The organism is Rudaea sp., assembly GCF_047601565.1.
Classification (GTDB): Bacteria; Pseudomonadota; Gammaproteobacteria; order Xanthomonadales; family Rhodanobacteraceae; genus Rudaea.
Genome location: NZ_JASGIY010000002.1, coordinates 131263 through 156955 on the forward strand (window position 1 = coordinate 131263; position 25693 = coordinate 156955).

The 25693-nt window shown below is 68.3% G+C and carries 23 protein-coding genes; 9 read left to right on the plus strand and 14 right to left on the minus strand.

From position 1 onward, the window contains the following. Positions 1-20 precede the first annotated feature (20 nt). The 4 genes from QM741_RS18840 (at position 21) to QM741_RS18855 (ending at position 2989) form a co-directional block, all read left to right on the plus strand. Entirely contained in the window at positions 21-506 is a 486-nt protein-coding gene (locus QM741_RS18840; RefSeq protein WP_415209277.1) for a cupin domain-containing protein, read from the plus strand. A 107-nt stretch (positions 507-613) separates the two neighbouring features. After that, positions 614-1345, plus strand: a complete 732-nt coding sequence (locus QM741_RS18845) for a glycosyltransferase family 2 protein (RefSeq protein WP_415209278.1) — start codon at positions 614-616, stop codon at positions 1343-1345. Beyond that, positions 1342-1779 (plus strand): DUF2304 domain-containing protein, encoded by a 438-nt coding sequence (locus tag QM741_RS18850; RefSeq protein ID WP_415209279.1) that lies wholly within the window; start codon positions 1342-1344, stop codon positions 1777-1779. The genes QM741_RS18845 and QM741_RS18850 overlap by 4 nt, the downstream gene beginning before the upstream one ends. 22 nt (positions 1780-1801) lie before the next feature. After that, positions 1802-2989 (plus strand): glycosyltransferase, encoded by a 1188-nt coding sequence (locus QM741_RS18855; protein WP_415209280.1) that lies wholly within the window; start codon positions 1802-1804, stop codon positions 2987-2989. Here QM741_RS18855 and QM741_RS18860 read toward each other — a convergent pair. The 7 genes from QM741_RS18860 to folC form a co-directional block, all read right to left on the minus strand. Beyond that, complete coding sequence (locus tag QM741_RS18860; RefSeq protein ID WP_415209281.1) at positions 2895-4355, minus strand: hypothetical protein; 1461 nt, start codon at positions 4353-4355, stop codon at positions 2895-2897. The two genes, QM741_RS18855 and QM741_RS18860, sit on opposite strands and share 95 nt — an antisense overlap. After that, the gene (locus QM741_RS18865) at positions 4352-5539 is read right to left on the minus strand and encodes a hypothetical protein (protein ID WP_415209282.1); all 1188 of its coding nucleotides are present in this window, start codon (positions 5537-5539) and stop codon (positions 4352-4354) included. Before QM741_RS18865 ends, QM741_RS18860 begins: the two co-directional genes overlap by 4 nt. After that, entirely contained in the window at positions 5536-6339 is an 804-nt protein-coding gene (locus tag QM741_RS18870) for a ferritin-like domain-containing protein (protein ID WP_415209283.1), read from the minus strand. Before QM741_RS18870 ends, QM741_RS18865 begins: the two co-directional genes overlap by 4 nt. A 24-nt stretch (positions 6340-6363) precedes the next feature. After that, on the minus strand, positions 6364-7842 hold the full coding sequence (purF, locus tag QM741_RS18875) for an amidophosphoribosyltransferase (protein ID WP_415209284.1): 1479 nt from the start codon (positions 7840-7842) through the stop codon (positions 6364-6366). 174 nt (positions 7843-8016) lie between these two features. After that, positions 8017-8565 (minus strand): CvpA family protein, encoded by a 549-nt coding sequence (locus QM741_RS18880; protein ID WP_415209285.1) that lies wholly within the window; start codon positions 8563-8565, stop codon positions 8017-8019. 13 nt (positions 8566-8578) lie between these two features. Then, positions 8579-9562 (minus strand): SPOR domain-containing protein, encoded by a 984-nt coding sequence (locus QM741_RS18885; RefSeq protein WP_415209286.1) that lies wholly within the window; start codon positions 9560-9562, stop codon positions 8579-8581. Between the two features lie 74 nt (positions 9563-9636). Beyond that, positions 9637-10944 carry a bifunctional tetrahydrofolate synthase/dihydrofolate synthase gene (gene folC, locus QM741_RS18890; protein ID WP_415209287.1) on the minus strand — a complete coding sequence of 436 codons (1308 nt, stop codon included), beginning with the start codon at positions 10942-10944 and terminating at the stop codon, positions 9637-9639. A gap of 75 nt (positions 10945-11019) precedes the next feature. Here folC and tilS point away from each other — a divergent pair, with 75 nt between their 5' ends. Then, entirely contained in the window at positions 11020-12312 is a 1293-nt protein-coding gene (gene tilS / locus QM741_RS18895) for a tRNA lysidine(34) synthetase TilS (RefSeq protein ID WP_415209288.1), read from the plus strand. 18 nt (positions 12313-12330) lie between these two features. Here the strand turns inward: tilS and yjgA are convergent, their stop codons facing one another. Beyond that, on the minus strand, positions 12331-12894 hold the full coding sequence (gene yjgA, locus QM741_RS18900; RefSeq protein ID WP_415209289.1) for a ribosome biogenesis factor YjgA: 564 nt from the start codon (positions 12892-12894) through the stop codon (positions 12331-12333). Between the two features lie 26 nt (positions 12895-12920). Between yjgA and pmbA the strand changes: the two genes are divergently transcribed. Both pmbA and QM741_RS18910 read left to right on the plus strand, forming a co-directional pair. Next, positions 12921-14279, plus strand: coding sequence for a metalloprotease PmbA (gene pmbA / locus QM741_RS18905; protein WP_415209313.1), 1359 nt, complete (start codon positions 12921-12923; stop codon positions 14277-14279). 337 nt (positions 14280-14616) lie between these two features. After that, a complete protein-coding gene (locus tag QM741_RS18910; RefSeq protein ID WP_415209314.1) occupies positions 14617-14973 on the plus strand; it encodes a DUF4870 domain-containing protein in 357 nt (118 codons plus the stop codon). Between the two features lie 8 nt (positions 14974-14981). Here QM741_RS18910 and pgaD read toward each other — a convergent pair whose 3' ends face one another. The 5 genes from pgaD to QM741_RS18935 all read right to left on the minus strand — a co-directional run bounded on the left by pgaD (position 14982) and on the right by QM741_RS18935 (position 20719). Then, positions 14982-15545 (minus strand): poly-beta-1,6-N-acetyl-D-glucosamine biosynthesis protein PgaD, encoded by a 564-nt coding sequence (gene pgaD, locus QM741_RS18915; RefSeq protein ID WP_415209290.1) that lies wholly within the window; start codon positions 15543-15545, stop codon positions 14982-14984. Continuing rightward, on the minus strand, positions 15542-16792 hold the full coding sequence (gene pgaC, locus QM741_RS18920) for a poly-beta-1,6-N-acetyl-D-glucosamine synthase (protein WP_415209291.1): 1251 nt from the start codon (positions 16790-16792) through the stop codon (positions 15542-15544). The genes pgaD and pgaC overlap by 4 nt, the downstream gene beginning before the upstream one ends. A gap of 64 nt (positions 16793-16856) precedes the next feature. Continuing rightward, on the minus strand, positions 16857-19112 hold the full coding sequence (pgaA, locus tag QM741_RS18925; protein WP_415209292.1) for a poly-beta-1,6 N-acetyl-D-glucosamine export porin PgaA: 2256 nt from the start codon (positions 19110-19112) through the stop codon (positions 16857-16859). Positions 19113-19533: 421 nt separating this feature from the next. Continuing rightward, positions 19534-20442, minus strand: coding sequence for a (2E,6E)-farnesyl diphosphate synthase (gene ispA / locus QM741_RS18930; RefSeq protein WP_415209293.1), 909 nt, complete (start codon positions 20440-20442; stop codon positions 19534-19536). Between the two features lie 10 nt (positions 20443-20452). After that, on the minus strand, positions 20453-20719 hold the full coding sequence (locus tag QM741_RS18935; protein ID WP_415209294.1) for an exodeoxyribonuclease VII small subunit: 267 nt from the start codon (positions 20717-20719) through the stop codon (positions 20453-20455). A 125-nt stretch (positions 20720-20844) separates the two neighbouring features. On the opposite strand from QM741_RS18935, the gene QM741_RS18940 reads away from it, so the two are divergent. Both QM741_RS18940 and QM741_RS18945 read left to right on the plus strand, forming a co-directional pair. After that, positions 20845-22152, plus strand: coding sequence for a M20/M25/M40 family metallo-hydrolase (locus QM741_RS18940; protein ID WP_415209295.1), 1308 nt, complete (start codon positions 20845-20847; stop codon positions 22150-22152). A 29-nt stretch (positions 22153-22181) separates the two neighbouring features. Beyond that, positions 22182-23315 carry a sensor histidine kinase gene (locus QM741_RS18945; RefSeq protein WP_415209296.1) on the plus strand — a complete coding sequence of 378 codons (1134 nt, stop codon included), beginning with the start codon at positions 22182-22184 and terminating at the stop codon, positions 23313-23315. Here the strand turns inward: QM741_RS18945 and QM741_RS18950 are convergent. Further along, positions 23292-25670 (minus strand): two-component regulator propeller domain-containing protein, encoded by a 2379-nt coding sequence (locus QM741_RS18950; RefSeq protein WP_415209297.1) that lies wholly within the window; start codon positions 25668-25670, stop codon positions 23292-23294. The two genes, QM741_RS18945 and QM741_RS18950, sit on opposite strands and share 24 nt — an antisense overlap. Positions 25671-25693 lie beyond the last annotated feature (23 nt).

Below are 25693 nucleotides of genomic sequence, written 5' to 3' on the forward strand. Positions count from 1 at the left end.
GTACGGGACCCGCAACGCCGATGCATCCGCGCGCAGCCGAACTGATCGGGACGCTGCGCCTGGAACCGCACCCCGAAGGTGGCCGCTACCGTCGCGTATACACTTCCACTACGCAACTTTTACACAACGGCACGCTGCGCCCCGTGGCGACCGCGATCCATTACCTGCTTTGCGCCGGCGAAATCAGCCGCTGGCATCGCATCGATGCCGACGAGATCTGGCAGCATCACGAGGGCGACGCGCTCGAACTGATGCTGTTCGACGCGACCAGCGGAGAGCTGCACCGCCATCGTCTCGGCCGTAGCGACACGGCGACGAATTCGCAACCGCTCATCGGCGTGCCGGCCGGCGTCTGGCAGGCCGCGCGCCCGCTCGGCGACTATGCCCTGGTCGGCTGCGGTGTCGCTCCAGGCTTCGACTTCGCAGGATTCATCCTGCTCGATGCCGATGCCACCGCCACACATGCGCTGGCGCAAGCGGCGCCCGACTTGCTCCGCTATCGCTGATCGCCGAAATGTCTGGTGCCGCCTGCGGACGGTCCGCGCATTTTGTTGACGCCCGCGTCGCGCGCAATGATAATGCCTTGATTTTCAAGCAGTAAGGACCTGCCGCCTTGAACAAGCCCCGCCGGCCCGTGCTTGTGGTGATTCCTGCCTACGATGAGGCGGAGACCGTCGCGGACGTGGTGCGCCGGGTGATCGCACATGCCAACTGCGACGTGCTCGTGGTCAACGATGCGAGTGGCGACGACACCGCCGCGCAAGCGCGCGCGGCGGGCGCAACCGTGATCGACCTGCCGCTCAACCTCGGCGCCTGGGGTGCGACGCAGACGGGCATGCGCTACGCGCAGCGCAACCGCTACAACACCGTGGTCACGCTCGACGCAGACGGCCAGCACCACCCCGAAGTGCTGCCGTCGATGCTCGGTGCGCTCGCCGAAGGCGATGCGGACGTCATCATCGGCACCTACGCGCAGCGCCTGTCCGTGGCCAAGCGCGTTGCGTGGTGGTACTTCCGCATGCTGACCGGCCTGCCGGTGCAGGACTTCACTTCGGGCCTGCGCGCCTACAGCCGCCGCGCGGCGCGCGCACTCGCTTCGCGCGAGGCCAGCCTGCTCGATTACCAGGACATGGGAGTATTGATGTTGCTGTACCAGAAGGGATTCCGCCTGTGCGAACTGGAAACGCCGATGTCGCCGCGCAGGTCCGGCATGTCGCGCGTATTCGCCTCGTGGTTCGTCGTCGCACGCTACATGCTGCACACCACCATCCTGTGTTTCGCGCGGCTCGACGTGCGCGGACGCATCCGCCAGCGCATCGCCGAGCGCGCGGGAGCCGCGGCGTGACCGTCGTGTTCGTCTCCGCCGTGCTCGGCATCGCTCTGGCCGGCGCGATCCTCTACCTCGTGCGCCGCGACCATCTGCACGGCAGCTACGCGCTGTGGTGGCTCATCGTCGCCGCTGCCACGCTTCTCATCGGCGTGTTTCCGAGCCTGGTCGACCGGCTCGGCGAGGCCATCGGCATCGCCTACCCGCCGATCCTCGCGATCATTCTCGGCATGGGCCTGGTCCTGATTCGCATGCTGCTCATGGACGTCGACCGCTCCCGCCAGGAGCGCACGCTGCGCCGGCTGACCCAGCGCCTGGCGATCCTCGACCAGGAATTGAGCGACACGCGCGCCAGGCTCGCCGCTGCGAACGCCGACGCCGGGGAACCCGTGTCGCCGGCGCGCAAGAGCGCGCAGGTCATCGCGCTGCCGAAGTCCGGCGGCGAAGGCTGAGCCGGCGCCACGCCGCGTTCCCGTGCGCGTACTCCACGTCGGCAAATTCTTTCCGCCGCACGCCGGCGGCATCGAGCGCTTCAGCGCCGACCTGTGCGCCGCGCTGGCCGCGCGCGGCGTCGGCGTGGCCATGCTTGCGCACGCCTCGCCGGCGGACGGCAAAGCGCGGCACTTCCGCGAGAACGACGTCGACGTCCATCTCGCCGCCTGCCATCGACAGTGGCTGTACGCGCCCGTCAGTCCCTCGTTCCCGTTTCTGCTCGCGCGCCTGATCCGCGAGTTCCGGCCCGACCTGCTGCACCTGCACGTGCCGAACACTTCGGCGTTCTGGGCGCTGCTCTCGCCCGCCGCGCGGCGCCTGCCCTGGCTGGTGCAATGGCAGGCCGACGTGCCGCTCGACATCCGCCGCCCGGGCGTACGCGCGGCGTATTCGCTCTACCGCCCGTTCGAACAGGCGCTGCTGCGGCGCGCATCGACGATCGTCACCGCATCGGCCCTCTATCGCGACAGCAGCGCGGCACTCGCCGCGTGGCGCGACAAGACACAGGTCGTTCCGCTTGGCCTGGGACCTGCGGAAAAAATGGAAAATGCGACAAAATCCACTTCCGCCAACATCCGCTGGCCGGGGACGGGCCTGCGTCTGCTCGCCGTCGGCAGGCTGAGCTACTACAAAGGCTTCGACGTGCTGCTGCGCGCGCTCGCGCAGACGCCCGAAGCCGGCCTGCTGCTGATCGGCAGCGGCGAATGCGACGCCGGTCTGCGCGCGCTGGCGCGCGAACTGCGCATCGAGGATCGCGTCCATTTCGCCGGCCACGTCGACGACGCGGAACTCGCCCGGGCGTATGCCCAGGCGCAGCTCTTCTGTCTGCCGTCGATCGAACGCACCGAGGCGTTCGGCGTCGTCCTGATCGAGGCAATGCGCGCGCGCCTGCCCGTGGTCGCCACGGCGATCGCCGGCTCGGGCGTCGGCTACGTCGTCGCCGACGGCGTCAACGGCACGCTGGTCGCACCCGGCGACGCGGCGGCGCTGGCCGCGGCCATCCGCCGCTTCGCCGCCGATGCGGCCTTGCGCGAGCGCTACGGCGCGGCCGGCCAGGCGCGCTGGCTGGCCGAATTCACGCTGGATCGCTGTGCGGAGCGGATGCTGGAACTGTATCGCGCGCTGCTCCCGGCAGATGCGCATCGCGCAGCAGCAGCGCGAGCACCGTGACCCATGCCGGAGTCAGTTGCAGAACAAGACGGTTGATCGCGGTGAAGCTCTGCGCCCAGCGGCTCGCGTCGGTGAACAGGAACAGAAACAACAGCAGCGCGACGCAAACGGCGATCAGTGCCGCCGGCAGACGCAACCATTCGTGTGCGAACAGCGCGCGCCGGCGCCAGACAAGCACTACCGGCGTCAGCCACCAGAGCAGATGCCAGTTCGGTTGCGCGAACAACGACTCGATCGCTTGCGTGAAAACGCCGTCCCGCCAATGCAGGTCGAACAGCAGGACCAGCGGCCCGACGGCCGGCGTAGCGATGCTGCCGTCCGCCTGCACCAGTCCTGCGTGCAGGCACAACCAGCGCAGGCCGCCGAATGGAAACAGCAACAGGAACAGCACGCCAGCGCCGCACACGATCGGCCAACGCCAGCGGACCGGCAACGCACCGTAGCCGATTGCGCCGAGCAGGCACGCCATCCACACCCACCCTTCCAGCTTCAGCCACGGCAACGCGAGCGCGCAGACGAGCGCAAGCCCCAACTGGCTTTTTTCGCCGCTTTGCAGCCAGCGCATCCACGACAGCACGGCACAGCCGAACGCGGTTGCGACCCAGAGGTCGGCATAACCGGCCAGTGCCGCATGCACGGTCGGCAATGGCAGCGAACCGAGCGCGTAGACGGCCAACGCCGTCCGCACCCGGTTCATGCCGAGCGCGCGCCATTGCCCACCGTGCGCGAACAGCAACGCCGCCCACAAGCCGAGCCAAGGCAGGTTGATCAAGGGTTCGACCCAACCGTCGGCCGCACTGGCAAACCAGACCTCGATCCAGCCCAGTGCGACCGGATAATGCCAGGCGACGCCGGTATGCCATTCGCCCGATGCCGAGCGCAGCCAATCGTGCATCGATACGAACGGCACGTAGTGGCCGAGCAAATACCAGGTCTTCGGCTTGACCGCCCACGCCGACCAGGCGTCCCAGGGATAGAGCGGCCGCAGCCAGATTTCGCGCGCCGCGATCAGGCCGCGCAACGGCAGCGACAGGAGCAGCGCGGACAGCACCGCCCACTGCCAGCGCGAGAGCGCAACGGAACTTTCCGCAACCGCCGGAAATTCGCGGTTCCGCCTGCGCCACGCGACCGCCGCCGCAGCGGCGAACAGAACGAGCAGGCATCCGCCCGCGATCGGAAACGCCTGCGCCATATCGAAGCGCGCCACGAACGCGGTGAAGAGGGCGGCGAGCAGCACGCCGAAAAAGAAGCCATAGCCGACGGCGGTCGCGCGCCAGCCGGGAACGCGCTGCGGATTCGCCGCAAGACAGACCGCGATACCGGCCATGAGCGGCAGCAACCACCCCAGCACATAGGTCGCGCTCATTGTCCGGTCCCGCCGGGCAACAGCATGCGCAGGCCGCCGTGCGCATAGGCCATCTTCGCCGGAATGGCGGTTCGACCATCGCCCAGCGTGCCGGCATCCGCGTCGTATTTCCATTTGCTGTCGAACGCCACGATCAGCGTGTCGCGCGGCAGCGCGGCCATGGCGGGGTCCGTTGCCACCAATGGGGCGGCGTTGAGCGGCAACAGGAAGTAGACGAGCCGCAACAACGTGAAGCTCGAATCGGACAACACGAGCACGCGCTTGCATCCCTGCGTCGCGGCGAAGCGCGACACCTCCTGCGCAGCAGCGAAGGTATCCTCGTCCGGCTGCAGCGCCAGCCGCTGGCTCCACGGCTTGCCCGCGTAAAGTTCCTCGGTCAGACGATGCTTGGCGGCGAAATCATCGAGCCAGCGCAGATCGAGCAGAATCCACGCCGTCGCGACGACGATCGACGCGATCGCAGCGATGCGCCGCCGCGGCCAGCGCAGAATGGCCCACGCCGCCGCGAGCGCAAGCAGTATCCCCAGCGCCAACGCGGACTGCATCCACGAAGTCCGCAGCGTGGCGATCTGCGGTCCGAGCGCACTGATCGACAGCAGCGCCCAGGGACGGTAGGAAAACCAGTCGGTTCGCAAGCGCGCGGGCAGCGCGCTCCACGAAGCCGATTGCAACTCGACTGCTTCGATGCGGAATGGACGGAAGGCCGCCGCGCTCCGCGGCACGAGTTGTGCGGTCGCGTATTCGGCGAAACCGATCTCCCTGATCTCGCCCTGCCAGTCCGGCAGCGTGGCGAGATTCACGCAAGCGCGGCTGCGCCCAGGCGAGGGAATGGAAATCGTGCCCAGATCGGCATCGGCGTCGGCATCGATACGGCGAAATACCAGCGAAAGCTCGAGCGTGTCGGGAAAGTCCGCCATGCGATAGCACAGCACCGGCGTTTCGTCGGCGCGTGCGCGCCCCACCTGTATCGTCTGCAACCCGTTGCCGTCCGCCCCGAGCGCATCGACGACGAGGTCGTCCGCATCGCGTTCGGCGTGACCGAATTGCGGGTTGAAACCCGCGCCGCGCAGGGACAGTCGCTGGGCTGGCACGAGCGGGGAATCCAGCGGCAGGTTGGCCGACCAGGCGAGTACGGCCAGCCAGACGACGATGACGACGAGAGCGAACAGCACGCACCGGATCATGCCGCGGATTGTCGCATCAAACGGTTAATTTCCTGTTCGCCGAATCCCGCCGCGCGGCGCGCGGCCGTGTTGAACGGCGGCTTCAATACGCCGCGCGCGTGCTCGGCGACCAGGCGCGCGAACGTCTCCTGCGCATCCACGCCGGCGCGCGCGCAGCACCATTCGAACCAGCGCGAACCGGCGGCGACATGGGCCACCTCCTCGCGCAGGATGATTTCGAGGATACCGACGGTGCGCTCGTCGCCGACGGCGCGCAGGCGCGCGATCATGCCCGGCGTCACGTCGAGTCCGCGCGCCTCGAGCACGCGCGGCACCAGCGCCATGCGTTCGAGGCAGGATGCGGACGTCTTTACCGCCATTTCCCACAGCCCGTTGTGCGCGTCGAAGTCGCCGTAGGCATGATCCATCTCGGCCAGCCTTGCGGACAGCATCCGGAAATGCCGCGTCTCGTCGGCGGCGACCTGCGCCCAGTCGCGGTAGTACTCGCGCGGCATGCCGCGAAAGCGGTAGACCGCATCCCAGGCGAGGTCGATCGCGTTGAATTCGATGTGCGCGACCGCGTGCACGAGCGCGGCGCGGCCTTCCGCGCTGCCCAGCCCGCGCTGCGCGAGCTGGCGCGCAGGCACCAGGCGCGGACGCGAAGGCCGGCCCGGCTGGTCGATCGGTTCGGGTTCGGCCCGCGTCTCGATGCGGAAATCGCGCGCCGCGATCGACGCGGCCGCCTCGGCGCTGCGCGCGAGCTTTTCCTCGACGCTTGCTGCAGCAAGGCACTGTTTCGCGAGAACGTGGATGTCGATCATGACGGGTCCATGTCGAATCGGCCGCTATGAAACGTGACGTCGCTGCGCCTTGGTTTCGTCCGAGCGCGCGAATTCGAGTTCGCGCAGGTAAGTGCTGTCGACGCCGGTGACGTATTCGCCCGAGAAGCACGAGGTGTCGAAATGCGTCAGTTCCTCGTTGCCGTCGGCGACCGCGGCGATCAGGTCTTCGAGATCCTGATAGACGAGCCAGTCGGCGCCGATGAACTGCTGCACTTCCTCCTCGCTGCGCCCGTGCGCGACGAGTTCGGCCGCGGCCGGCATGTCGATGCCGTAGATGTTGGCGAAGCGCACCGGTGGCGCGGCCGAGGCGAAGTACACCTGGCGTGCGCCCGCGTCGCGCGCCATCTGCACGATCTGCTTCGAGGTCGTGCCGCGCACGATCGAGTCGTCGACGAGCAGCACGTTCTTCTTGCGGAACTCGAGCTGCACGGGATTGAGCTTCCTGCGCACCGATTTTACGCGCTCGCTCTGCCCCGGCATGATGAACGTGCGGCCGATGTAGCGGTTCTTGACGAAGCCCTCGCGCATCGGCACGCCGAGCGCCTGCGCGAGCGAACTGGCCGCCGTGCGCGAGGTGTCGGGGATCGGGATCACCGCATCGATGCGGTGGTCGGGACGCAGGCGCTTGATCTTCTCGGCGAGGCGCTCGCCCATGCGCAGCCGCGCCTTGTAGACCGACACGTCTTCCATCATCGAGTCGGGCCGCGCGAGATAGACGTACTCGAAGATGCACGGCGCGTGCAGCGCGCCTTCCGCACACTGGCGACTGAACAGTCTGCCGTCCGCGGTCAACAGCACCGCCTCGCCCGGCGCGACGTCGCGCACGAGGCGGAAACCGAGGATGTCCATCGCCACCGATTCGGACGCGACCATGTACTCGCGCCCGTCCGCCGTCTCGCGCTCGCCGAGCACGAGCGGGCGGATGCCGTGCGGATCGCGGAACGCGACCACGCCGTAGCCGAGCACGAGCGCGACGACCGCATAGCCGCCCCGCGCGCGCGCGTGCACGCCGGCGACCGCCTTGAAGATATGGTCCGGCGTCAGCGCGTGGCGCTCCTGGATCTGCAGCTCGTGCGCGAAGATGTTGAGCAGCACTTCCGAATCGGAATCGGTGTTGATGTGGCGGCGATCCTCTTCGTACAACTGCCGGCGCAGCGCGTCGGTGTTGATCAGGTTGCCGTTGTGGCCGAGCGCGATGCCGTAGGGCGAGTTGACGTAGAACGGCTGCGCCTCGGCGGCGGCTTCCGAACCTGCGGTCGGATAACGGCAATGGCCGATGCCGATGTGGCCGCGCAGCTTGAGCAGGCTCTCGCGCCCGAACACGTCGTTGACCAGGCCCGCACCCTTGTGCAGGCGCAGCTTGTCGTTCTCGACCGTGGCGATGCCGGCCGCGTCCTGGCCGCGATGCTGAAGGACGGTCAGGCCGTCGTAGAGCGCCGAGGCGATTTCGGATTTGCCGACGATACCGATGATTCCGCACATGCTATTGGTTTTCGCGTGGGATTGGGGGAAGCAGGAAAGCGCTGAACGCGGATCGAAGCGGATGGCAGCGGACCAGAACGGACCAAAATGGAAATACCGATGACTTTATTCGGTCGGGTCGCGATTCTACCCGTTCCGCCACTCGTCTTCCTCGTCAATTTCGCTTCGTTCGCGTCACGTTTGTTTGGGTTCGCTCCTTGGCGGCGAAGATGGCGGCGCCGGAGGCAAAAGCAAGCCGCGCAGGTCGAGATACTTCGTCACCTCGGGCGGCATGTGCAGCGAGGCCCATTGCGCGGCGTTCTGGAAGCTCGGCAGCAGGCGCGATCCGTGCCACCACGGATCGCGCGGGAACGGCGTGAAGCCGAGCAGGAGTACGGTCAGCGTCACCAGTACGATGCCGCGCGCGAGGCCGAACACCGCGCCGAGCAGGCGATCGGTACCCCCCAGGCCACTGCCCGCGACCAGCTTGCGCATCAGGAAACCCACGATCGCGCCGGCAATCAGCACGGCGACGAAGCAGGTCGCGTAGCCGAGAACGATCCGCGCCGACGGCAGATCGATCGCCGTGTACGCCGCGGCCACCTGCGGCCCGAAACGCCATGCGATCCAGATCGCCACGGCCCAAACCGCCAGCGCCAGCACCTCGCCGATGAAGCCGCGCCACAGGCCCATCAGCACCGACAGCGCCAGCGCGGCGAGGATGGCGTAGTCGGCCCAGTTCATGTCGGAGCCGGCCTCACGGCTGCGTCTTGACGATCGCCGCCAATTGGAACTTCTGCTTGAGCGTCGCCACGGCCGCGTCCGCGCCGCCGCGGTCGGCATACGGGCCGGCGCGGACCTTCCAGAAGGTCGTCTCGCCGTCGTTCGACTTTTCGACGAACGCGGCGACGCCGCCGCCGCGCAGGCGATCGCGCAGCCTGTTCGCCTCGTCCTCGGACTTGAACGCGCCAGCCTGCACCACGTAGGCGCCGGCGCGATTGGTCGGCAGTGTCGCTGCGGGTGCCGCCGTCGCCGCCGACTTGGCGCCCGCGGCGGTCCCGGCGCCGACGATCACGGGCTTGTCGGCCGGCTTGTCCGGATCGGCCGCCTGCACGACGTTGCCCGGCAGCTTCGCGTCCGCCTGCTTGATCTTCAGGCGCACGCCCTCCGCTGCGGCGCGGTCGGCATACGGGCCTACGCGCACGCGCTGCGCGGCCTTGCCGTCGAACTCGGTGGCTTCGGCGAACGCCGGATAGCCGAGCTTCTTCACCTTGTCGACGAGCGCGTTCGCGTGGCCCGCATCGGCATAGACGCCGAGATTGACGAGAAAGCGTCCATTCGCCGCCACCGCCGGAGCGGGCGGCGGCACGGGCGCCTGGGCCGGAGCCGGCACGGGATTCGCGGGTGCAGGCTTGGCCGCGGGCGCCGGCTGCGTGACGTTGTCGGGGGCCTCGAAGGTCGCCGGCGCGCCGGTGTCGACCGTAGCAACCTTGCCATCGGCCGGTGCCGTCGATGCCGGCGGCGCGACCGACGCCGGAGCCGGCGCGGTGCCGGGCCCGGGCGCATCGACGCTGAGATTGCGCGTCTCGAAGCTGCGCTCCGGCGCCGGCGGGATGGTCAAGTTCTGCGTCGCGCTCTCCTGCCTCTGCGGCGCACCGGAAAAAAACATCGGCACGAAGATGACCGCAAGCGCGACCAATACCGCCGCGCCGAGCAGGCGTTGTTTCAAGGCAGATTCCATGATGTTCTCCTTCGCTTGCCGCGATTATAGCCGCCGTCCGAACCGAACCCGCCGCCGCGGCCACGCCGTTCACCTCAGGTTGCGGTGGCGAAGCCGTGGCGCGCGGCCCATTCCAACGCAGGCGCGGCGACATGGAACGAACCGAACGCGAGCACCCGGTCCTGCGGCCGCGCCGGCGCGAACGCCGCCTCGAGCGCGCGCCCGACGTCGACGAACATCTCGCGCGGCAGCGCGAAGGCCGCATCCATGCGCGCGGCGAGATCCGGCGCGGCGAGTCCGCGCGGCGTGTCCGCAGCGAGATCGGCGATAAACCAGGCGTCGATGCGCGCGGCGAGTGGCGCGACGATGCCGGCGACGTCCTTGTCCCCGAGCGCACCGAACACGGCCAGCGTGCGTCCGCCGGCCGGCGCCAGCGCGAGCCAGCGCGCGAGCACCTCGGCCGCCTGTGGATTGTGCGCGACGTCGATCACCAGTTCGGCCGCGCCGGGCTTCGCGAAACGCTGCAGGCGCGCGGCCACGCGTGCGCCGCGCACGCCCGCCGCGATCGCCACGTCGTCGACGGCAATGCGATCGCGCAGCACGTGCAGCGCCGCGATCGCCGCCGCCGCATTCGCACGCTGCACCGGCGCGGCGAGCACGGGATCGGACAGCGCGATATCGCGTGCTTGCGCGCGCCAGCGCCAGCCATGCGCGGCGGGCTCGAAAACGTAGTCGCGCCCGGCCTGGAAAAGCGCCGCGCCGGTCGAGCGCGCGCTCTGCGCCAACGCCGCGGGCGCATCCGCGTCGCCGACGATCGCCGGGCGGTCGTGGCGGAAAATGCCGGCCTTCTCGCGCGCGATCTGCTCGCGGTCGCGACCGAGCCAGTCCTCGTGGTCGAGCGCGATCGTCGTCACCACCGCCGCGTCGGCATCGACGATATTGACCGCGTCGAGCCTGCCGCCGAGGCCGACCTCGAGCACCGCGACGTCGAGTCTACTTTGCGAAAAAATCCACAATGCGGCAAGCGTGCCGAACTCGAAGTAGGTCAGCGTGATCGGCCGCTGCGGCAGCGACAGGCGCGCCGCCTCGATGCGCTCGAATGCGTCGGTCAGCGCCGCATCGTCCGCGTCGGCGCCGGCGACGCGCACGCGCTCGTTGTAGCGCAGCAGGTGCGGCGAGGTGTAGCAGCCGACGCGCTTGCCGCCCGCCGCGAGCATCGCTTCGAGGAACGCGACGGTGGAACCCTTGCCGTTGGTGCCGCCGACGGTGATCACGACCGGCGCGACGGACGGCGCGCCCATGCGCCGCCACACCTCGCGCACGCGCGCGAGGCCGAGATCCACGCCGAGCGCGTGCACGCCCAACTGGTAATCGAGCCATTCGGCCAGGGTTCGCTGCGTCATCGCTGCCGGCATCCTCGGAAAGTGGCGCGACGGGCGCGCATTGCAAATTGGCATCGTCTCTGGCGTGATGGCGACATGCCACTCTCATCGATCCGCGCCCACCTCGACCGCGCCCTCGCCGCGCTGCCGCCCGGAGCGCTCGTCGTCGGCTGCAGCGGCGGGGCGGATTCTAGCGTGTTGCTGCACGCGCTGGCGCAGGTTCCCGACGCGCGCGCGCGCGGGCTGCGCGCGGTGCACATCGAGCACGGCCTGCATGCGGACAGCGCGGCATGGTCCGGACATTGCCGCGAAACGGCGGCGCGGCTTAGCGTTCCGATCGACGTGATCCGCGTCGAGGTGGCGCGCGGCCGGGGCAGCGGTCTCGAAGACGCCGCGCGGCGCGCGCGCATGGCCGCGTTCGAACGCACGCTGCGTCCCGGCGAAATCCTGGTCCTTGCCCATCACCGCGACGACCAGGCCGAAACCGTGCTGCTCAAGCTGCTGCGCGGCGCCGGGCCGGAGGGCCTCGGCGGCATGCGGGTCCTGCGCGCGTTCGGTGCGGGATATTTGTGGCGGCCGCTGCTCGAACTGTCGCGCTCCGCGCTGCGCGACCATGCGCGCGACCACGGCCTGCAATGGCTCGACGACCCGAGCAACGCCGACACGACGCTGCGGCGCAATTTCCTGCGCGCCGAGATCCTGCCGCGGCTCGCGGCGCGCTGGCCCGATGCGGACGCCGCGCTCGCGCACAGCGCCGCGTGGGCGCGCCATGCGGCGGACTTCATCGACGCCGAAGCGCGCAAGGCGCTCGCGCGCGTGCGCGGCGCCGCCCCGGACACGCTGGCCTGGCGCGACTGGCTCGCCCTGCCCGACGCGCTGCGCGATCTGGTATTGCGCCGCTGGCTGCGCGAACTGGGCCTCGACGAGCCTGCGCATTTCCACGTCGCCGAACTCGAACGCCAGTTGCGCGACGCTAGCGAAGATCGCCTGCCCTGCGTGCGCTTCGGCGACACCGAACTGCGCCGCCATCGCGGCCTGCTGCACGCGCTGCGTCCGCTGCCGCCGCTGCCGCGCGACTGGCAGGCCGAGTGGGACGGCGCTGCCGCGCTGGCGTTGCCCGGCGGCGATACGTTGGCGCTCGAACCCGCGCGCCGACTCGATCCGCCGCTGCTCGTGCGCCATCGCCGCGGCGGCGAACGCATCAAGCCTGCGGGCGCGGCGCACACGCGCGAACTGCGCCTGCTGCTGCAAGAGGCCGACGTGCCGCCGTGGCGGCGCGAGCGCATCCCGCTGGTCTTTCGCGAGGACGCCCTGCTTGCCGTCGGCGATCTGTTCGTCAGCGACGACGGCGCCGCGCTCGGCCTGCGCTGGAACCGCGCCCCGGCCTGATCGCCACCGCGCCGCGCCTCACTTCCCGGCGAGCAACTCGCGCACCGCGCGAAACAGTTCGCGCCCCGCATGCGGCGGACCGCCTCGTTCGCGCTCGGCTCGCGCCTGGCGCGCAAGCGTGCGCAGGCGCTGGCGGTCGGCCCCGGCGTGTTGCCCGATGAATTCGTTGAGCGCCTCGTCGCCACCGTCGACCAGACGCTCGCGCCATTGCTCGGTGCGGTGCAGCGCGGCGGCTTCGCGGCGCGCGGCATCCTTGTCCTGCTCGAGCGCGGCGCGGATCGGTTCGAGTCCGGCGTCGTCGAGCTTGCGCATCTGCTTGGCGAGGAACTGGGTCTGCCGCTTGCGCGCGATCTGCTGCGTCACCGCGCGCGCGCGGCGCACTTCGTCGCGCAGATCGTCCTCGAGCGGAATGCGTCCGAGCTGCACGTCGGTCAGCTCGACCAGCGCCTGCGCGAGCTTGAGCACGTCGAGCGCCTCGCGCCGCAGCTGGCTGCGGCTCGGCGCGTCGCCGCCATCTTCGCGCGGCGCGGGATTGAGTTCGTGTTCGCCAGTCGGCATATCGTCGATAATAGCCGATCGCATCGAGAGACCGCCGAGTGAACACCGCCATCGCCGAAAACGCCGCCGCTGCTTCCGGGGACGACAGCCTTGCCCGGCTCGACCGCCTCGCCGAATTGGCCGAGGATGTGATCCGCCGCTGCCGCGCGGCCGGCGCGAGCGAGGTCGAAGTCGGCGCGAGCATCGACTCGGGGCTCAACGTCGGCGTGCGCCTCGGCGAGGTCGAAACCGTCGAGCATTCGCGCGACCGCGGTTTCGGCGTGACCGTGTACTTCGGCAAGCGCAAGGGCTCGGCGAGCACGGCCGACCTCGCGTCCGATTCGATCGCGAAGACGATAGCCCAGGCCTGCGCGATCGCGAAGTACACCGAGGAGGATCCGTACACGGGTTTGGCCGATCCGGCGCGCCTGGCGAGCGAGTTTCCCGATCTCGACCTCTGGCATCCGTGGTGCGTCGACGCGGCGGAGGCGATCCGTCTCGGCATCGCGATCGAGGGCGCCGGACGCGCCTACGCCGGCATCACGAATTCCGAAGGCGCTTCGGTGCAGGCCGGCGAGTCGCTGTCGGTGCTGGCGACGTCGGCGGGCTTCGTCGGCCGCGAGCGCGGCACGCGGCACATGCTGTCGTGCGCGCTGATCGCGGGCGACGAGGCGGGCATGCAGCGCGACTACTGGTACGAATCGGTGCGCGCCGCGCAGGATTTCGGCGATCCGGCCGCGCTCGGCCGCAAGGCCGCCGAGCGCACGCTGGCGCGCCTTGGCGCGCGCGAGCTGTCGACGCGCGAGTCGCCCGTGCTGTTCGCGCCCGAGGTCGCGCGCGGGCTGGTCGGGCATCTCGTCTCGGCGGTGTCGGGCGGCGCGCTCTATCGCAAGTCGAGCTTTCTCGTCGACCATGCCGGAAAAAGTATACTCCCCGCTTTCGTGGACATCGTGGAGAAGCCGCGCCTGACTCGCGCGCATGCCTCGGGCAACTTCGATGCGGAAGGTGTGGCCACGGCGGAAAGCGCCTTGGTCCGTGGCGGCGTGCTCGAGCGCTACGTGCTCGGCAGCTATTCGGCGCGCAAGCTCGGCCTCGAATCGACCGGCAACGCGGGCGGCATCCACAACCTGATCGTGAAGACCGGCGACGACGATTTCGCCGCGATGCTGCGCAAGCTCGGCACCGGCCTGCTCGTCACCGAAGTGATGGGCCAAGGGGTATCGATCGTCACCGGCGACTACTCGCGCGGCGCCTCGGGCTTCTGGGTCGAGAAAGGCGCGATCGCGTATCCGGTCGAGGGCGTGACGATCGCCTCGAACCTGCGCGACATGTTCCGCGGCATCGCCGCGATCGGCGCCGACGTCGACCCGCGCTCGCACATCCTGACAGGCTCGATTTTGCTCGAGCGCATGACGATCGCCGGCTCCTGATCTTCCCTTCTCCCATCGGGAGAAGGTGCCCGCAGGGGGATGAGGGAAGATCGTCGCAATTCGAAACGGAGTTTCGGAATGAGGGGTCTTTCCCTCATCCGGCGCTTGGGCTTTCGCGGCTTCTCCTGGCGGGAGAAGGAATGCACGGCATGACCTTCGGCTCTTGCTCTCGTCGAGTACTCGAACGAAACTGATTACACCCTCAACCACGCAGGAGATTCGCATGAGCGTTCCGCCGAACGAGGTTCCATCGGGCAACGGCCCCGCATCGAACGACGTGGTCACGCCGCCGCCGGCCCCCTCCGGCACGCCGAGCGCGGAAGAGCGGCAATGGGCGATGTTCGCACATCTGTCCGCACTGCTCGGCGGCATCCTCACCTCACACCTGTTCGGCTGGGGTTGTTTCCTCGGCCCGCTGGTCATTTGGCTGCTGAAGAAGGACACGCTGCCTTTCGTCGCCGATCAGGGCAAGGAAGCGCTGAACTTCAACATCACCGCGGCGATCATCGGCATCGGCTTCCTCGTGCTCAGCGTGCCGCTGACGATCGTGACGCTGGGACTGTGGCTGATCGTCGCGGTGCCGCTCGCAATCCTGCTCGGCATCGCCTGGCTCGTGCTGACGATCATCGCCGCGATCAAGGCGAACGAAGGTGTGGCTTACCGCTATCCCATCGCCCTGAGGTTGGTGAAGTAAGCACCGCGTCATTCTGGCGACACGTCGCCGTTGGGCAGGAGTTCTTCCGGATTCAGGGCGGTGAAAGGACGCAAATCGTAGCCGTGCTCGGTGTCGCCGGGTATATGCGGAGTTGCCGCATGGATGCGTTCGGTCGTGTGCGCAAACAGCGGCATGCCCTGCTCATCCAGATGCAGAACCGAGCGGCGCGCGTTGCGCAAATCATGGGCGGTTTCCGGATTGCAGGAAAAGAAATCGACGATGCGCTCGGGTGAGACATCGACGATGTGGCGTCGGCGCTCCTTCCCCGCGAAGCGGATGCGGTTGTAGTTTGCCCACGCGAGCAGGATGATCGCGCACGCGGCGGCCGAACTGCCGAGCAGGAACACATCGTGTGCGCGGTTTCCGGATTCTCCCAAGGCGATCTGGTCGTAGGCCTGGATCAATCCGAGGAGCCAGGCGAAGGCCGTGAGAATGGGCGTCCACAGATACAACCACGTTATCCAGGCGACAAAGGTGAGGGCCGAGTACAGCGAGCGCTGCGCAAGCGACTGGCGTTCGGGGCGAGAAATGATCGGGGTAACGGAATTCATTTGACCCCTCGATCAGGGCTCGTCCACACCGCGCGAGTGCCGCGCCGCTTGAGCAGCGCCTTGGGGAACGCGTACACGGACGTGAGCATGCTCAGCAGCCAATAGGCCAACGGGTACCAGATCATCCAGTAGTAGTAGCGCCCGACTCCGTTTTCACAACGTCGGTCGATCGCCATGCTGATCATGAATTGGACCAGACAGGTCGCACCGAGGACGACGCCATGCCACTGCGGCAGAAGGCTCGGCAGCTGCAGTTCGCGCGGCAGCGTGAAGATGCGTCCGAGCGCCCACAACAACACCACGCTGAGCATCGAGTACGCCCAGGCGAGACTCAGCATGTATTCGATGTAGATCGGCAACATGCGTCGCATGCGCCACCGCAGCATGGCTTTGCCGTAACGCAGAATCACTTCTATCCCGCCTTGCGCCCAGCGCAGACGTTGCTTCCACAGGCCCTTCAGCGTCTCCGGCATGAGAATCCAGCAAATCGCATTCGGCTCGTAGCGCACGGCCCAGTGATCCATCTGCAGTCGCCAGGTGAGATCGATGTCCTCGGTGATCATGTCGCAGGCCCAGTAGCCCGCGCGATGCAGTGCCGTGCGCCGAAACCCGCCAATCACGCCCGATACGCAGAACACACGGCCGTACACGCGCTGCGCGCGCTTGATCAGACCGATGATCGAAGAGAATTCACCGACCTGGAGCTTGCCGATCAGGGTCGAACGGTTGCGGATGCGCGGGTTGCCCGTTACTGCGCCGACGCGGCCTTCCGCCAGCAGATGGTGCATCATCCAGCGCGTGGCGTAGCGATCCAGCAGTGCGTCACCGTCGATGCAGATCAGATATTCCGCGTTGGAACCCAGCGCTGCCATGCGCAATCCCATCGACTTGCCCTGATTTTGCGCGAAGTGGATCACGCGGAGGTTTTTGTACAGGGGAAGCAGCGCATCGAGTTGCGCACCGGTATCGTCGGTCGATCCGTCGTTGACGGCCACGATTTCAAAGCGCGGGTAATCCTGCTCGGCGAGGTAGCGGATCGTCTCGGCGACGTTTTCGCCCTCGTTGTGGCAGGGAACCACGAGGGTGACGAGCGGATGCGCCGGCAAGGGCGGTGGCGAGTCGCGCCGCGGTTCGGTGCGTTCCCAACGTGCGTAGTAATACATGCCGCCAGTCATCCAGAAGTACGACATCAGCAACGGATAGAAGAAGGCAAAACCGAGCAGGAATTCGACGCAGCCGCCCAGCATCGTGCCTCCGATCACCGCGATGCGGCAAACTGGGTGGGAGGAAAGAGCGCGGTCGCCCTGATGGTCACGGGATGCCGCTCCAGTGCAGCGCCGCGTAGAACTCGGTGCGTGACTCCTGGCGCCCGTCGTAGGCCTGGCGATTCCAGCGCAGGCCGTAGACGAGACTGCTGGTACGGCTCAGCGTCCAATCGTGTTCATACCACAGACGCGCCAGCGCGCTGCTGCCGTAGCTCTCTTCCTGGTAGCCGCCGACATCGATGCCGAAACGTTGACACAGGCGCAGTGTCCCGTTGCGCCAGGTCAGCCAATCGGCCTTGAGCCCGCCGATCGCGGCCGTGTCGCGGCCGGGGTTGTAGTAGGGCGCGTTTTCCCGGCTGTTTCGGGAGGCGGCAAGTTCGAACGTCGCATCGAGGCGGAAGGCCGGCAGCGTGTACAGCCGCTGGGTGAGCTGAAAGTCGACGCTATTGCGGTCGTTGCCGTCGCTGAAATGCAGGCGTGCTGCGCGCAGGCTCGCCGTGAATTCATCGTCGCGCTGCCAGCCTGCGGCCGCAACGACCCCACTGCCGGTGATGCCGTACCAGCGTGCGCGCAAGGGCACGTCCGGGCTGGCGGTGCTCGATTCGAATGCCCCCCACCAGCGCTCGTCGATTTGCCAGCGCAACGACGTTTCAATCGCCGAGCGACTGGCGTAGCTATCGCTGCTTGGCAGCAGCGCGATGCGGGCATCAATTGCATTCTGGGTGTAGCGCAACCCGAGGCCGGCACGTCGGTAGGCGACAGTGCCTTCGGGAACCCGGGCCGTCGCCGCGCTCGTTTGCGCAAAAACGCGCCAGGCATCCGCGATCAAGGGCGAGGCCAACGTCGCCGTCGCGGTATTGTCGCGATTGCCGAACACGGCGCTGGTGCCGCGTCCGGCATGATCTTCGATGTCGAATCGCCAACCGCGCTCGCCGTCCCACTCTTCACGCGTGCGCTTGACCGCGCCGCTGTCGGGGAAACTGTTTTCGAGCGCGCGCAGTTCCGTTTCGATCGCGGCATAGCGCCGGACACTGCGCCGGGCGCCGAGTTCGCCGAGCCGCGTCGCCAGCGTGGCGTCGCCCAGTTCGCGCGCGCGCCGGTATTCGGCCAATGCGCGCTGCGGCCAGCCGCGGCGCATGTAGACCATGGCCAGTTCGCGATGCAGATCGGCGCGTTGCGGCGCATTCGCCACGAGCGATTCGAGCAGCGTTTGCGCTTGCGCGAGCTGATCGCCGAACGCAAGCAAGATGACGCGCGCGAGTTGGCCGCGATCGTGCGCGGCTCCGGCTGCCGGCAATCTGGCGGTGGCGGCATCGAGTGCCGCGGACGCGTGATCGTAATCGTCGGCGTCCAGATATGCGTACATCAGAGCGATGCCGAGGCCGAGGCTGTCGGGCTCGCGCTCGAGCAAGTTGCGGTACAACGCGATCGCCTCGCGCGGCTGATGCCGCGCCAGATAGGCCTCCGCGAGTGCCGCTTTGACGTAGTCGGGGAGGTCGACGCCTTCCCGATGCAAGGCTTGCGCTTCGGCCAGGACCGCATTGGTGCGCTCGGCCGCGCGCAGCGCGAGCAGGCGATCGATGCGCGCGCGCCGGCGCAGGTCCGTGTTCGTCGCCGGCAATCGAGCGAGATTGGCGTCTACCTCGCGCAGCGTGGCGCGTGCGGCAGCCGCGCGATCCTCGTCGTTTGCGACCGTATCGACCCAGCGTATCGATTCGGCGGCCGCGTCGGTGCGCAAGCGCGCAAGCGCATCGGCGTCGGCAGGCCTCGCGAGCAATGCCGCGCGACCATTCACCCGCGTCGCCTCGAGTTCGACGCTCAAACCTTCCTTTGCTTCCCGATTGCCGGGATCGGCATCCAAGACTGCCACGTACAGTGCGGCTGCGGACAAATGCCTGCCCGACAGCCGGCGCACATAAGCCGTGGCGAGCAACGCGTCGGTTGCGTTGCCATGTTGCTCCAACACTTGGTCTGCGCTGCGGTTTGCGGCTGCCGTATCGCCCGCTTCGGCCTGGCTCATCGCCGCGCCGGCGAGCGCCTGCCAGTGACACGGCGCGAGCGCATATGCTTGGGCGAACAGCTTTGCGGCGGCGGCGAACCGCTTCGTGTCGCGAGCCTGGCGCGCGGCTTTTTCCAGCGCCACGGCATCGTTCTCGGTCGCCGGTTCCGCTGACGCGCGCGGTGACGCGCCGGAAGCCGCGACTACCTCGGCGTTGACCGCCGCGGAGCATGCGGATGCAGCCATGATGAACAACGCGCAGCGGGCCAGCCGCGCGACGAAATGGACCCGTGTCGAATTCATGTGTGAACCCAAGCGTCGCGCAACAGCAATGCGGCGCGACTTCTCAAGCAAAAATATCGAGTTCCCATAGCGCGTCGCATGCCGAACGCGCGATGCGACCCGATGGCAGTAAGTATCCCCCGGCAAAGCCGGGGGCTTTAGCGATCGCTGGCCCCTCAAAGGGGCCTTTTCGCGATCGAAAATCACAAGCCTCGTAACCTGCGTCCTCTTACTTCTTCTCGCCTCATTCAAGACATCTATTGGGTGAAGCCGACCGTGGGAACGGTCAAACCTTGACTAGTCCCCCGGCAAATCCGGGGGTTTACCTCAGGATTAATTATGATGTGATGCGGCCCAGAATTTGAATGTTTCACATATTCGCGGCGTGGCGGCCGTTCCCGCGAGGCTGTTCAGGAACGCGAAATTTTGCGTCGCGTCATGTTCAGGAGCCGCGTTCTGCTACGAACCGGGCGAGTCCCGCGAGCGGGTTAAAGCGAGCGCCGAGCGGCACGACAGCGTCGATCGCCGTTCGCGTATGCTGCAACAGCTGCGCACGTGCGGCGTCCATGCCGAGGATGCCGGGGTAGGTCGGCTTCTCGTTCGCCGCGTCCTTGCCGGCGGTCTTGCCGATCGTCGCAGAGTCGCCTTCGACATCGAGGATGTCGTCGCGGATCTGGAAAGCGAGCCCGATCGCATGACCGTAGCGTTCGAGCGCGGCCAACGTCGCCGCGTCGCGGCAGCCGGCGGCGAGCGCGCCGAGGCGCACCGAGGCGCGGATCAGCGCGCCGGTCTTGTAAACGTGCATGCGTTCGAGTTCGCCGGGCGTCAGCGTTTTGCCGACCGCGGCGAGGTCGAACGCCTGGCCGCCGGCCATGCCGTGCGCACCGCAGGCCGCGGCGAGCGTGCGCAGCATCTCAACCTGGTTGCACGCATCCGCCTGCAATCGCGCATCGTTGGCGAGCACCTCGAAGGCGAGCGCCTGGAGCGCGTCGCCGGCGAGGATCGCCATCGCCTCGCCGAAGACGACGTGGCAGGTCTGGCGGCCGCGGCGCAGGTCGTCGTCGTCCATCGCCGGCAGGTCGTCGTGGACCAGCGAATAGGCGTGGATGATCTCGACCGCGCAGGCCGGGGAATCGAGCGCTTCGGGCGACGCGCCGAATGCCGTGCCGGTCGCGTAGACGAGCACGGGGCGCAGGCGCTTGCCGCCGCCGAGCACGGCGTAGCGCATCGCGCGGTGCAGTTCGAGCGGCTGTTGCTCTTCGCGCGGCAGCGCGCGCGCAAGCGCCTCGTCGGCGCGCGCGCCCCAGCGCTTCAACGCCACGGCGGCGGCACCGGCGGAATCGGCAGACAAGGAAAGCGGCTCAGGGAGTTTGCGGATCGAAGTCTTCCGCAGTGTCCGCCGCGACCGGGTCGCGCAGCAGCCTGACGCGCAGCTGCGCCTCGTCGAGCGCGCTCTGGCAACTGCGGTACAGCGCGATGCCGCGCTCGAACGACTGCAGCGATTCGTCCAGACTCATCTCCCCGCCTTCCATGCGCGCGACGAGTTTTTCGAGTTCGTCGAGCGAGGCCTCGAACTCGGCGATCTTGTTCGACTCGTTCTCGTCTTCCCGGGCGGCGGTCTGCGGCATGGCGCAACGCTAGCGCATGCGCGCGGCGGAATCAACGCCGTGATACCTATTCGGTCCGCGTTGGCCATTCGCTCATCGCCGCGCTGCGCTAGAGTACGCACTTCGCCCGCAACGCACGCTCCACAATGTCCGCTTTCCGCATCCTCGCTTGTCTTCCGTTTTTCGCGTTCGCCGCCGCGGCGCCGGCCGCCTCGCTGTCCGCGCAGGAACAAAAAATTGCCGTCGCGGTGGACGCCGAGCAGGCCCGTACCATCGCCCTGCTCCAGCGTCTGGTCGAACAGAACAGCGGCACCCACAACCCGCAAGGCGTGGAAGCGGTGGCGCGCCTGCTCACGCCCGAATTCGAGGCGCTGGGCTTCCGCGCGCAGTGGAAACCGTTGCCGCAGACCGGGCGCGCCGGCCACCTGATCGCCACCCACGCCGGTTCCGGCAAGGGCAAGCGCGTCCTGCTGATCGGCCATCTCGACACGGTGTTCGAGGCGGACAGCCCGTTCAAGGGCTTCCGCCGCGAGGGCGCGCGCGCGATCGGCCCCGGCGTCGGCGACGACAAGGGCGGCGACGTGGTGATGCTCGCCGCGCTGCGCGCGATGCAGGCCGCCGGCACGCTGCGCGACGCCGACATCGAAGCGGTGCTGACCGGCGACGAGGAAGATGTCGGCAGCCCGCTCGACCTCGCGCGCGCCGACCTCATCAATGCCGGCAAGCGCGCCGACGTGGCGCTGGATTTCGAGAACCTCGCACAGGAGGACGGCCGCGACATGGGCTCGATCGCGCGCCGTTCGTCCAACACGTGGACGCTGACCGCGCGCGGCAAGTCCGCGCACAGTTCGACGATCTTTTCGCCGTCCGTCGGCGACGGCGCGGTCTTCGAACTCGTGCGCATCCTCGATGCGTTCCGCACCGAGCTGCCGGAAGCGAACCTCACCTTCAACGTCGGCCTGCTCGGCGGCGGCCAGGAGGCGACGTTCGACGCCGGCAAATCGCATCTCGCGGCCAACGGCAAGGACAACATCGTCCCGCCCGTCGCGGTCGCCCGCGGCGATTTCCGCACGCTCGGCGCCGAACAGACGCGGCGCGTGCGCGAGAAGATGCAGGCGATCGTCGCGCGCCACCTGGCGCAGACCGGCGCCGTGCTCGAAATCGAGGAACACTACCCGCCGATGGCGCCGACCGCCGGCAGCCGCGCGCTGCTGGCGCAGCTCAACGCGGTGAACCGCGACCTCGGCCTCGCGCAAATGGGCGAACTCGATCCGCTCAAGCGCGGCGCGGGCGACATCGCCTTCGTCGCCGCCGACGTCGACGGCCTGATCGGCATGGGCGTGGCCGGCGCCGGCAGCCACGCGCCGGGCGAATCCGCCGACCTGGACTCCATTCCGCGCCAGGCCAAGCGCGCCGCGATCCTGATGAGCCGGCTCGCGCTCACTCCACGCTGACGCTGCGCGAGCGAGAATCGAGATACGTCATGTCGCTGCCCCGCAGGATCGCCGTCGCGTTGATCGCCTTCGGGGTGGCCCTGCTCACGATCAGCCATTATCACTACGGACTGGCGGCGCAATCGGGCCTGTTGCTCGGCATCGTGCCGCTGTTGTTCGCGGGACTGCTGCTCGGCCGCGGCGGATTGTGGCTGACCACCGCTGCGTATCTCGCCATCCTCGCGATCGGCAGCTGGACGGACCTGCGCCACGGCGTCGCCGGCGTGGCCACGCTGGGCGATGCCTTGTCCGAGTTGCTGCAGCCGGTCATGGGCTGCGCGATCGTCGCGCTGATCCTCGACCGGCTGATCCTCAAATCCGACGTCAGCCGGCGACGCAGCCACGATCTCGCGCTGTTGTGCCGCCAGCTCGAATTCGAGATGCAGGAGAAAGAGCGCTCGCAGGCGCAGTTGATCCACTCGCAGCGCATGGACTCGCTCGGCAAGCTCGCCGGCAACGTCGCGCACGATTTCAACAACCTGCTCAGCGTGATCCTCGGCTACGCGTCGCAGCGCGATCCGCCCAGCGCCGCCGCAACGGCGCAGGCGAGAATGACCAAGATCGTCGCCGCGACGCAACGCGGCAAACAGCTGACCGACAAGCTGCTGACGCTGGCCCGCGTCGATCCGCCTTCGCGCGAGACGTTCGACGCGAACGGCGCACTGGGCGACTTGTTGCCGATGATCGAATCGGTGCTCGGCAAGCGCATCCGCGTCGCGACGGCGTTCTGCGAATCCGCCGCATGGATCCGCATGGACTACGCCGAATTCGAGGCCGTCGTGCTCAATCTCGCCAAGAACGCGGGCGATGCGATGAAGGGCGACGGCACGTTCCGCCTCGAAAGCGCAATCGCCGACGGCGAAGTCCTCCTGCGCTTCGTCGACGACGGTTGCGGCATGACCACCGAAGTCGCCGCGCGCGTCTTCGAACCGTTCTTCACGACCAAGCCGCCGACGCAGGGCACGGGCATCGGCCTGGCCGTCGTCTACCGCACGATCGTCGAATCGGACGGCCGCATCGAGGTGGACAGCGCACCGGGGCGAGGCACCTGTTTTACCCTGCGGCTGCCGTTGCACGCTGCGCCGCCCTACGCGGCCGGCTCAGCGAACGCCTCCGCGGCCTGAATCCGCGTTCGCCGCGGGCCGGCGCAGACGCGCGAGCAAGGCGTCGTCGACGTGCGCTACGCGCCGCTCGCGCGTCGCCCAGAGGAGCGCGAGCAGGCTCGCCAGGCTCGCCGCGAGTACGATCCATTGGTACTTGTACCAGGGCCGCGGACGCTCCAGCCGCAACGTCGCCGACGGCGACCACGCGCCGCCGAGTTCGCGCGCCTGCAGCTCGAACGTGAGCGATCCCCACGGCACGACCGGCAACAGCAGGCTGCGGTTGCCGCCGGCGTCGATCCAGTCGGCCTCGCCGCCTTCGATGCCGGTCATGCGGTAGCGATAGCGCACCTTGTCGGGATTGAGCAGGTCGATCGCGCCGTAGCGGATTTCCAGATTCGACGCGTTGACGCCGAGACTCGCCGGCCGGAACAAATCCAGCCGGCCCTGCGACACCGCCGCGTGATCGACATAGGCGACGGGCACATGGTTCGCAGCCCAATTCTGCAGCTTGCCGGGCTCCACGCGCGCGAAGCCGATCATCATCGAGAACCACAAATGCCCCGCGCCGTCGTCGGCGCACGGCGGCGCCGCACCGCCGTTGAACTCGGCCGGCTCGAGTCCGTCGCTCGAAGTCAGCGTGAGCACTGCCGGGCCGCCGGCATCGATGCGCCGGTCGAGCAGGCCGATGCCGCGATTGCCGGCCAGCCAGAGGCGGCCGTCGGCATTCGGCAGGATGCAGGAGACGGTGTCGTCGAACAGCCCGTCCGCCTCGGTGTACTGGCTGACCGCGCCATGTTCGATGCGGACCAATCCGTTGCCGTAGGTGCCGATCCAGATCGTGCCGTCGGCATCTTCGTACAACGCGCGGAAGAAGCGTCCGCGAATGCCCTGCGCGGGCGTCCAGCGCTCGACGACGGCGTCGCCGACGACGCGGAATGCGCCGCGATCGCCGACCACCCACACGCCGCCTGCGCGCGCATCGACGATGCTCTTGACGTCCATGCCGGCGAGTTCGGGAATTTTCTCGATGCCATCGAAGCGGCCGTCGGCGGTCAAGCGCAGGCGGCCGACGTAGCTCGAATTCGCCAGCCACAGGCGGCCGTCCTGCGCCTTCCAGATGCCGACGTAGGTCTGGATCGGCCATGCGGCGACCCGCTCGAGGCGATCGTTCGCCAGACGCGCCAGCGTACCGCCCTGGATGCCGATCCAGAGCACGCCGGCATCGTCGCGCAACAGACTGTGGATGCAGCCTCCCCTCACCGCCGCCGTGCTCGTGACGGTCTGGCTGCCGTCGGCGCGCAGATGCCACAGATCCATGCAGCCCATGACCAGCCAGACGCCGCCTTCGCCGTCGGCCGCGACCACGCGCCCGGGCAATTCCGGCGCCGTCGTCGAACGCAGCAGGCTCACACGCGATGGACGCAGGCGCCACAACCCTTTGCTCGAGGTACCGAACCAGACCCCGCCCTCGCCGTCGGCCAGCGCGCTGACGGCGGTGAGGCGCTCCATGCCTTCGATCGGGCTTTCGCGGCCGTCGAACGCCAGCCGGCGCACGCCCGCGGTGGAGTCGGACAGATACATGCCGCCGGCGCCGTCGTACATCAGGTGCGCTTCCGGCGGCAAGCCGCCGCGGATGAACGTCCAGCGGTCGCCCTCGGCGACATAACGGTACAGGCCGCCGTCGCGGACGATGACCCAAAGCGCCGCGCCGTCGGATCCGATGTTGCGCACGCTTTCGTACCGGTAGCTGTCGTAGCCGTCGGGCAGGCGCACGCGCTGCGCACCGGCGGCGGAAACGCTCGCCAGTCCCGTGGGCCCGCCGATGAACACCCGCCCCGCGTAGTGGGCCTCGATGCCGAAGCTGCTGAACTCCTTGTCGCAGTACGTCTCCTGCAGCGTTTCCGGATCGATGCGACAGAGCGCATCCTGCGCCAGCAGCCACATGTCCCGGCCGTCCGTGGAAAACGTTCGAAATGCCTGGCAATTGCCGCCGCAGACCGACAGGTGACGGAAGCGGCCGTTCTCGTAGACGGTGACGCCCGCATCCTCGGTCGCTATCCACAGCCGGCCGCGATCGTCCTCGTACAGCGAAACGATGCGCCGGCTGATCGGGCCATCGCTGGCGTCCGCCTCGGTGGCGCGGAACGTGCGGAATTCCCGCCCGTCGAAACGCACCAGCCCGCCGAACGTGCCGATCCAGAGAAAGCCGTCGCGCGTACGCAGCATCGTGTTGACGCTGAGTTGGGGCAGACCGTCCTTGTCGTCGTAATGGCGAAGCACGGCGGGCGAGCGCAGTTCCAGCGCCCCGGCCGCCGGCGCCGGGGCCGCGGCGAGCAGGCCCGACAGCATCGCGACGCAGGCGAACAATCGAGGCAAGGCGCTCGTCGGATCGCGTGAAA

Coding starts and splice junctions, on each gene's coding strand:
- yjgA (WP_415209289.1), bottom strand. CDS start 12,894: ATGCGATCGGCTATTATCGACGATATGCCGACTGGCGAACACGAACTC.
- QM741_RS18860 (WP_415209281.1), bottom strand. CDS start 4,355: ATGAGCGCGACCTATGTGCTGGGGTGGTTGCTGCCGCTCATGGCCGGT.
- QM741_RS18885 (WP_415209286.1), bottom strand. CDS start 9,562: ATGGAATCTGCCTTGAAACAACGCCTGCTCGGCGCGGCGGTATTGGTC.
- pgaD (WP_415209290.1), bottom strand. CDS start 15,545: ATGAATTCCGTTACCCCGATCATTTCTCGCCCCGAACGCCAGTCGCTT.
- QM741_RS18945 (WP_415209296.1), top strand. CDS start 22,182: ATGTCGCTGCCCCGCAGGATCGCCGTCGCGTTGATCGCCTTCGGGGTG.
- QM741_RS18910 (WP_415209314.1), top strand. CDS start 14,617: ATGTTCGCACATCTGTCCGCACTGCTCGGCGGCATCCTCACCTCACAC.
- QM741_RS18940 (WP_415209295.1), top strand. CDS start 20,845: ATGTCCGCTTTCCGCATCCTCGCTTGTCTTCCGTTTTTCGCGTTCGCC.
- QM741_RS18880 (WP_415209285.1), bottom strand. CDS start 8,565: ATGAACTGGGCCGACTACGCCATCCTCGCCGCGCTGGCGCTGTCGGTG.
- purF (WP_415209284.1), bottom strand. CDS start 7,842: ATGTGCGGAATCATCGGTATCGTCGGCAAATCCGAAATCGCCTCGGCG.
- pgaA (WP_415209292.1), bottom strand. CDS start 19,112: ATGAATTCGACACGGGTCCATTTCGTCGCGCGGCTGGCCCGCTGCGCG.
- QM741_RS18870 (WP_415209283.1), bottom strand. CDS start 6,339: ATGATCGACATCCACGTTCTCGCGAAACAGTGCCTTGCTGCAGCAAGC.
- QM741_RS18840 (WP_415209277.1), top strand. CDS start 21: ATGCATCCGCGCGCAGCCGAACTGATCGGGACGCTGCGCCTGGAACCG.
- tilS (WP_415209288.1), top strand. CDS start 11,020: ATGCCACTCTCATCGATCCGCGCCCACCTCGACCGCGCCCTCGCCGCG.
- QM741_RS18865 (WP_415209282.1), bottom strand. CDS start 5,539: ATGATCCGGTGCGTGCTGTTCGCTCTCGTCGTCATCGTCGTCTGGCTG.
- folC (WP_415209287.1), bottom strand. CDS start 10,944: ATGACGCAGCGAACCCTGGCCGAATGGCTCGATTACCAGTTGGGCGTG.
- pgaC (WP_415209291.1), bottom strand. CDS start 16,792: ATGCTGGGCGGCTGCGTCGAATTCCTGCTCGGTTTTGCCTTCTTCTAT.
- QM741_RS18935 (WP_415209294.1), bottom strand. CDS start 20,719: ATGCCGCAGACCGCCGCCCGGGAAGACGAGAACGAGTCGAACAAGATC.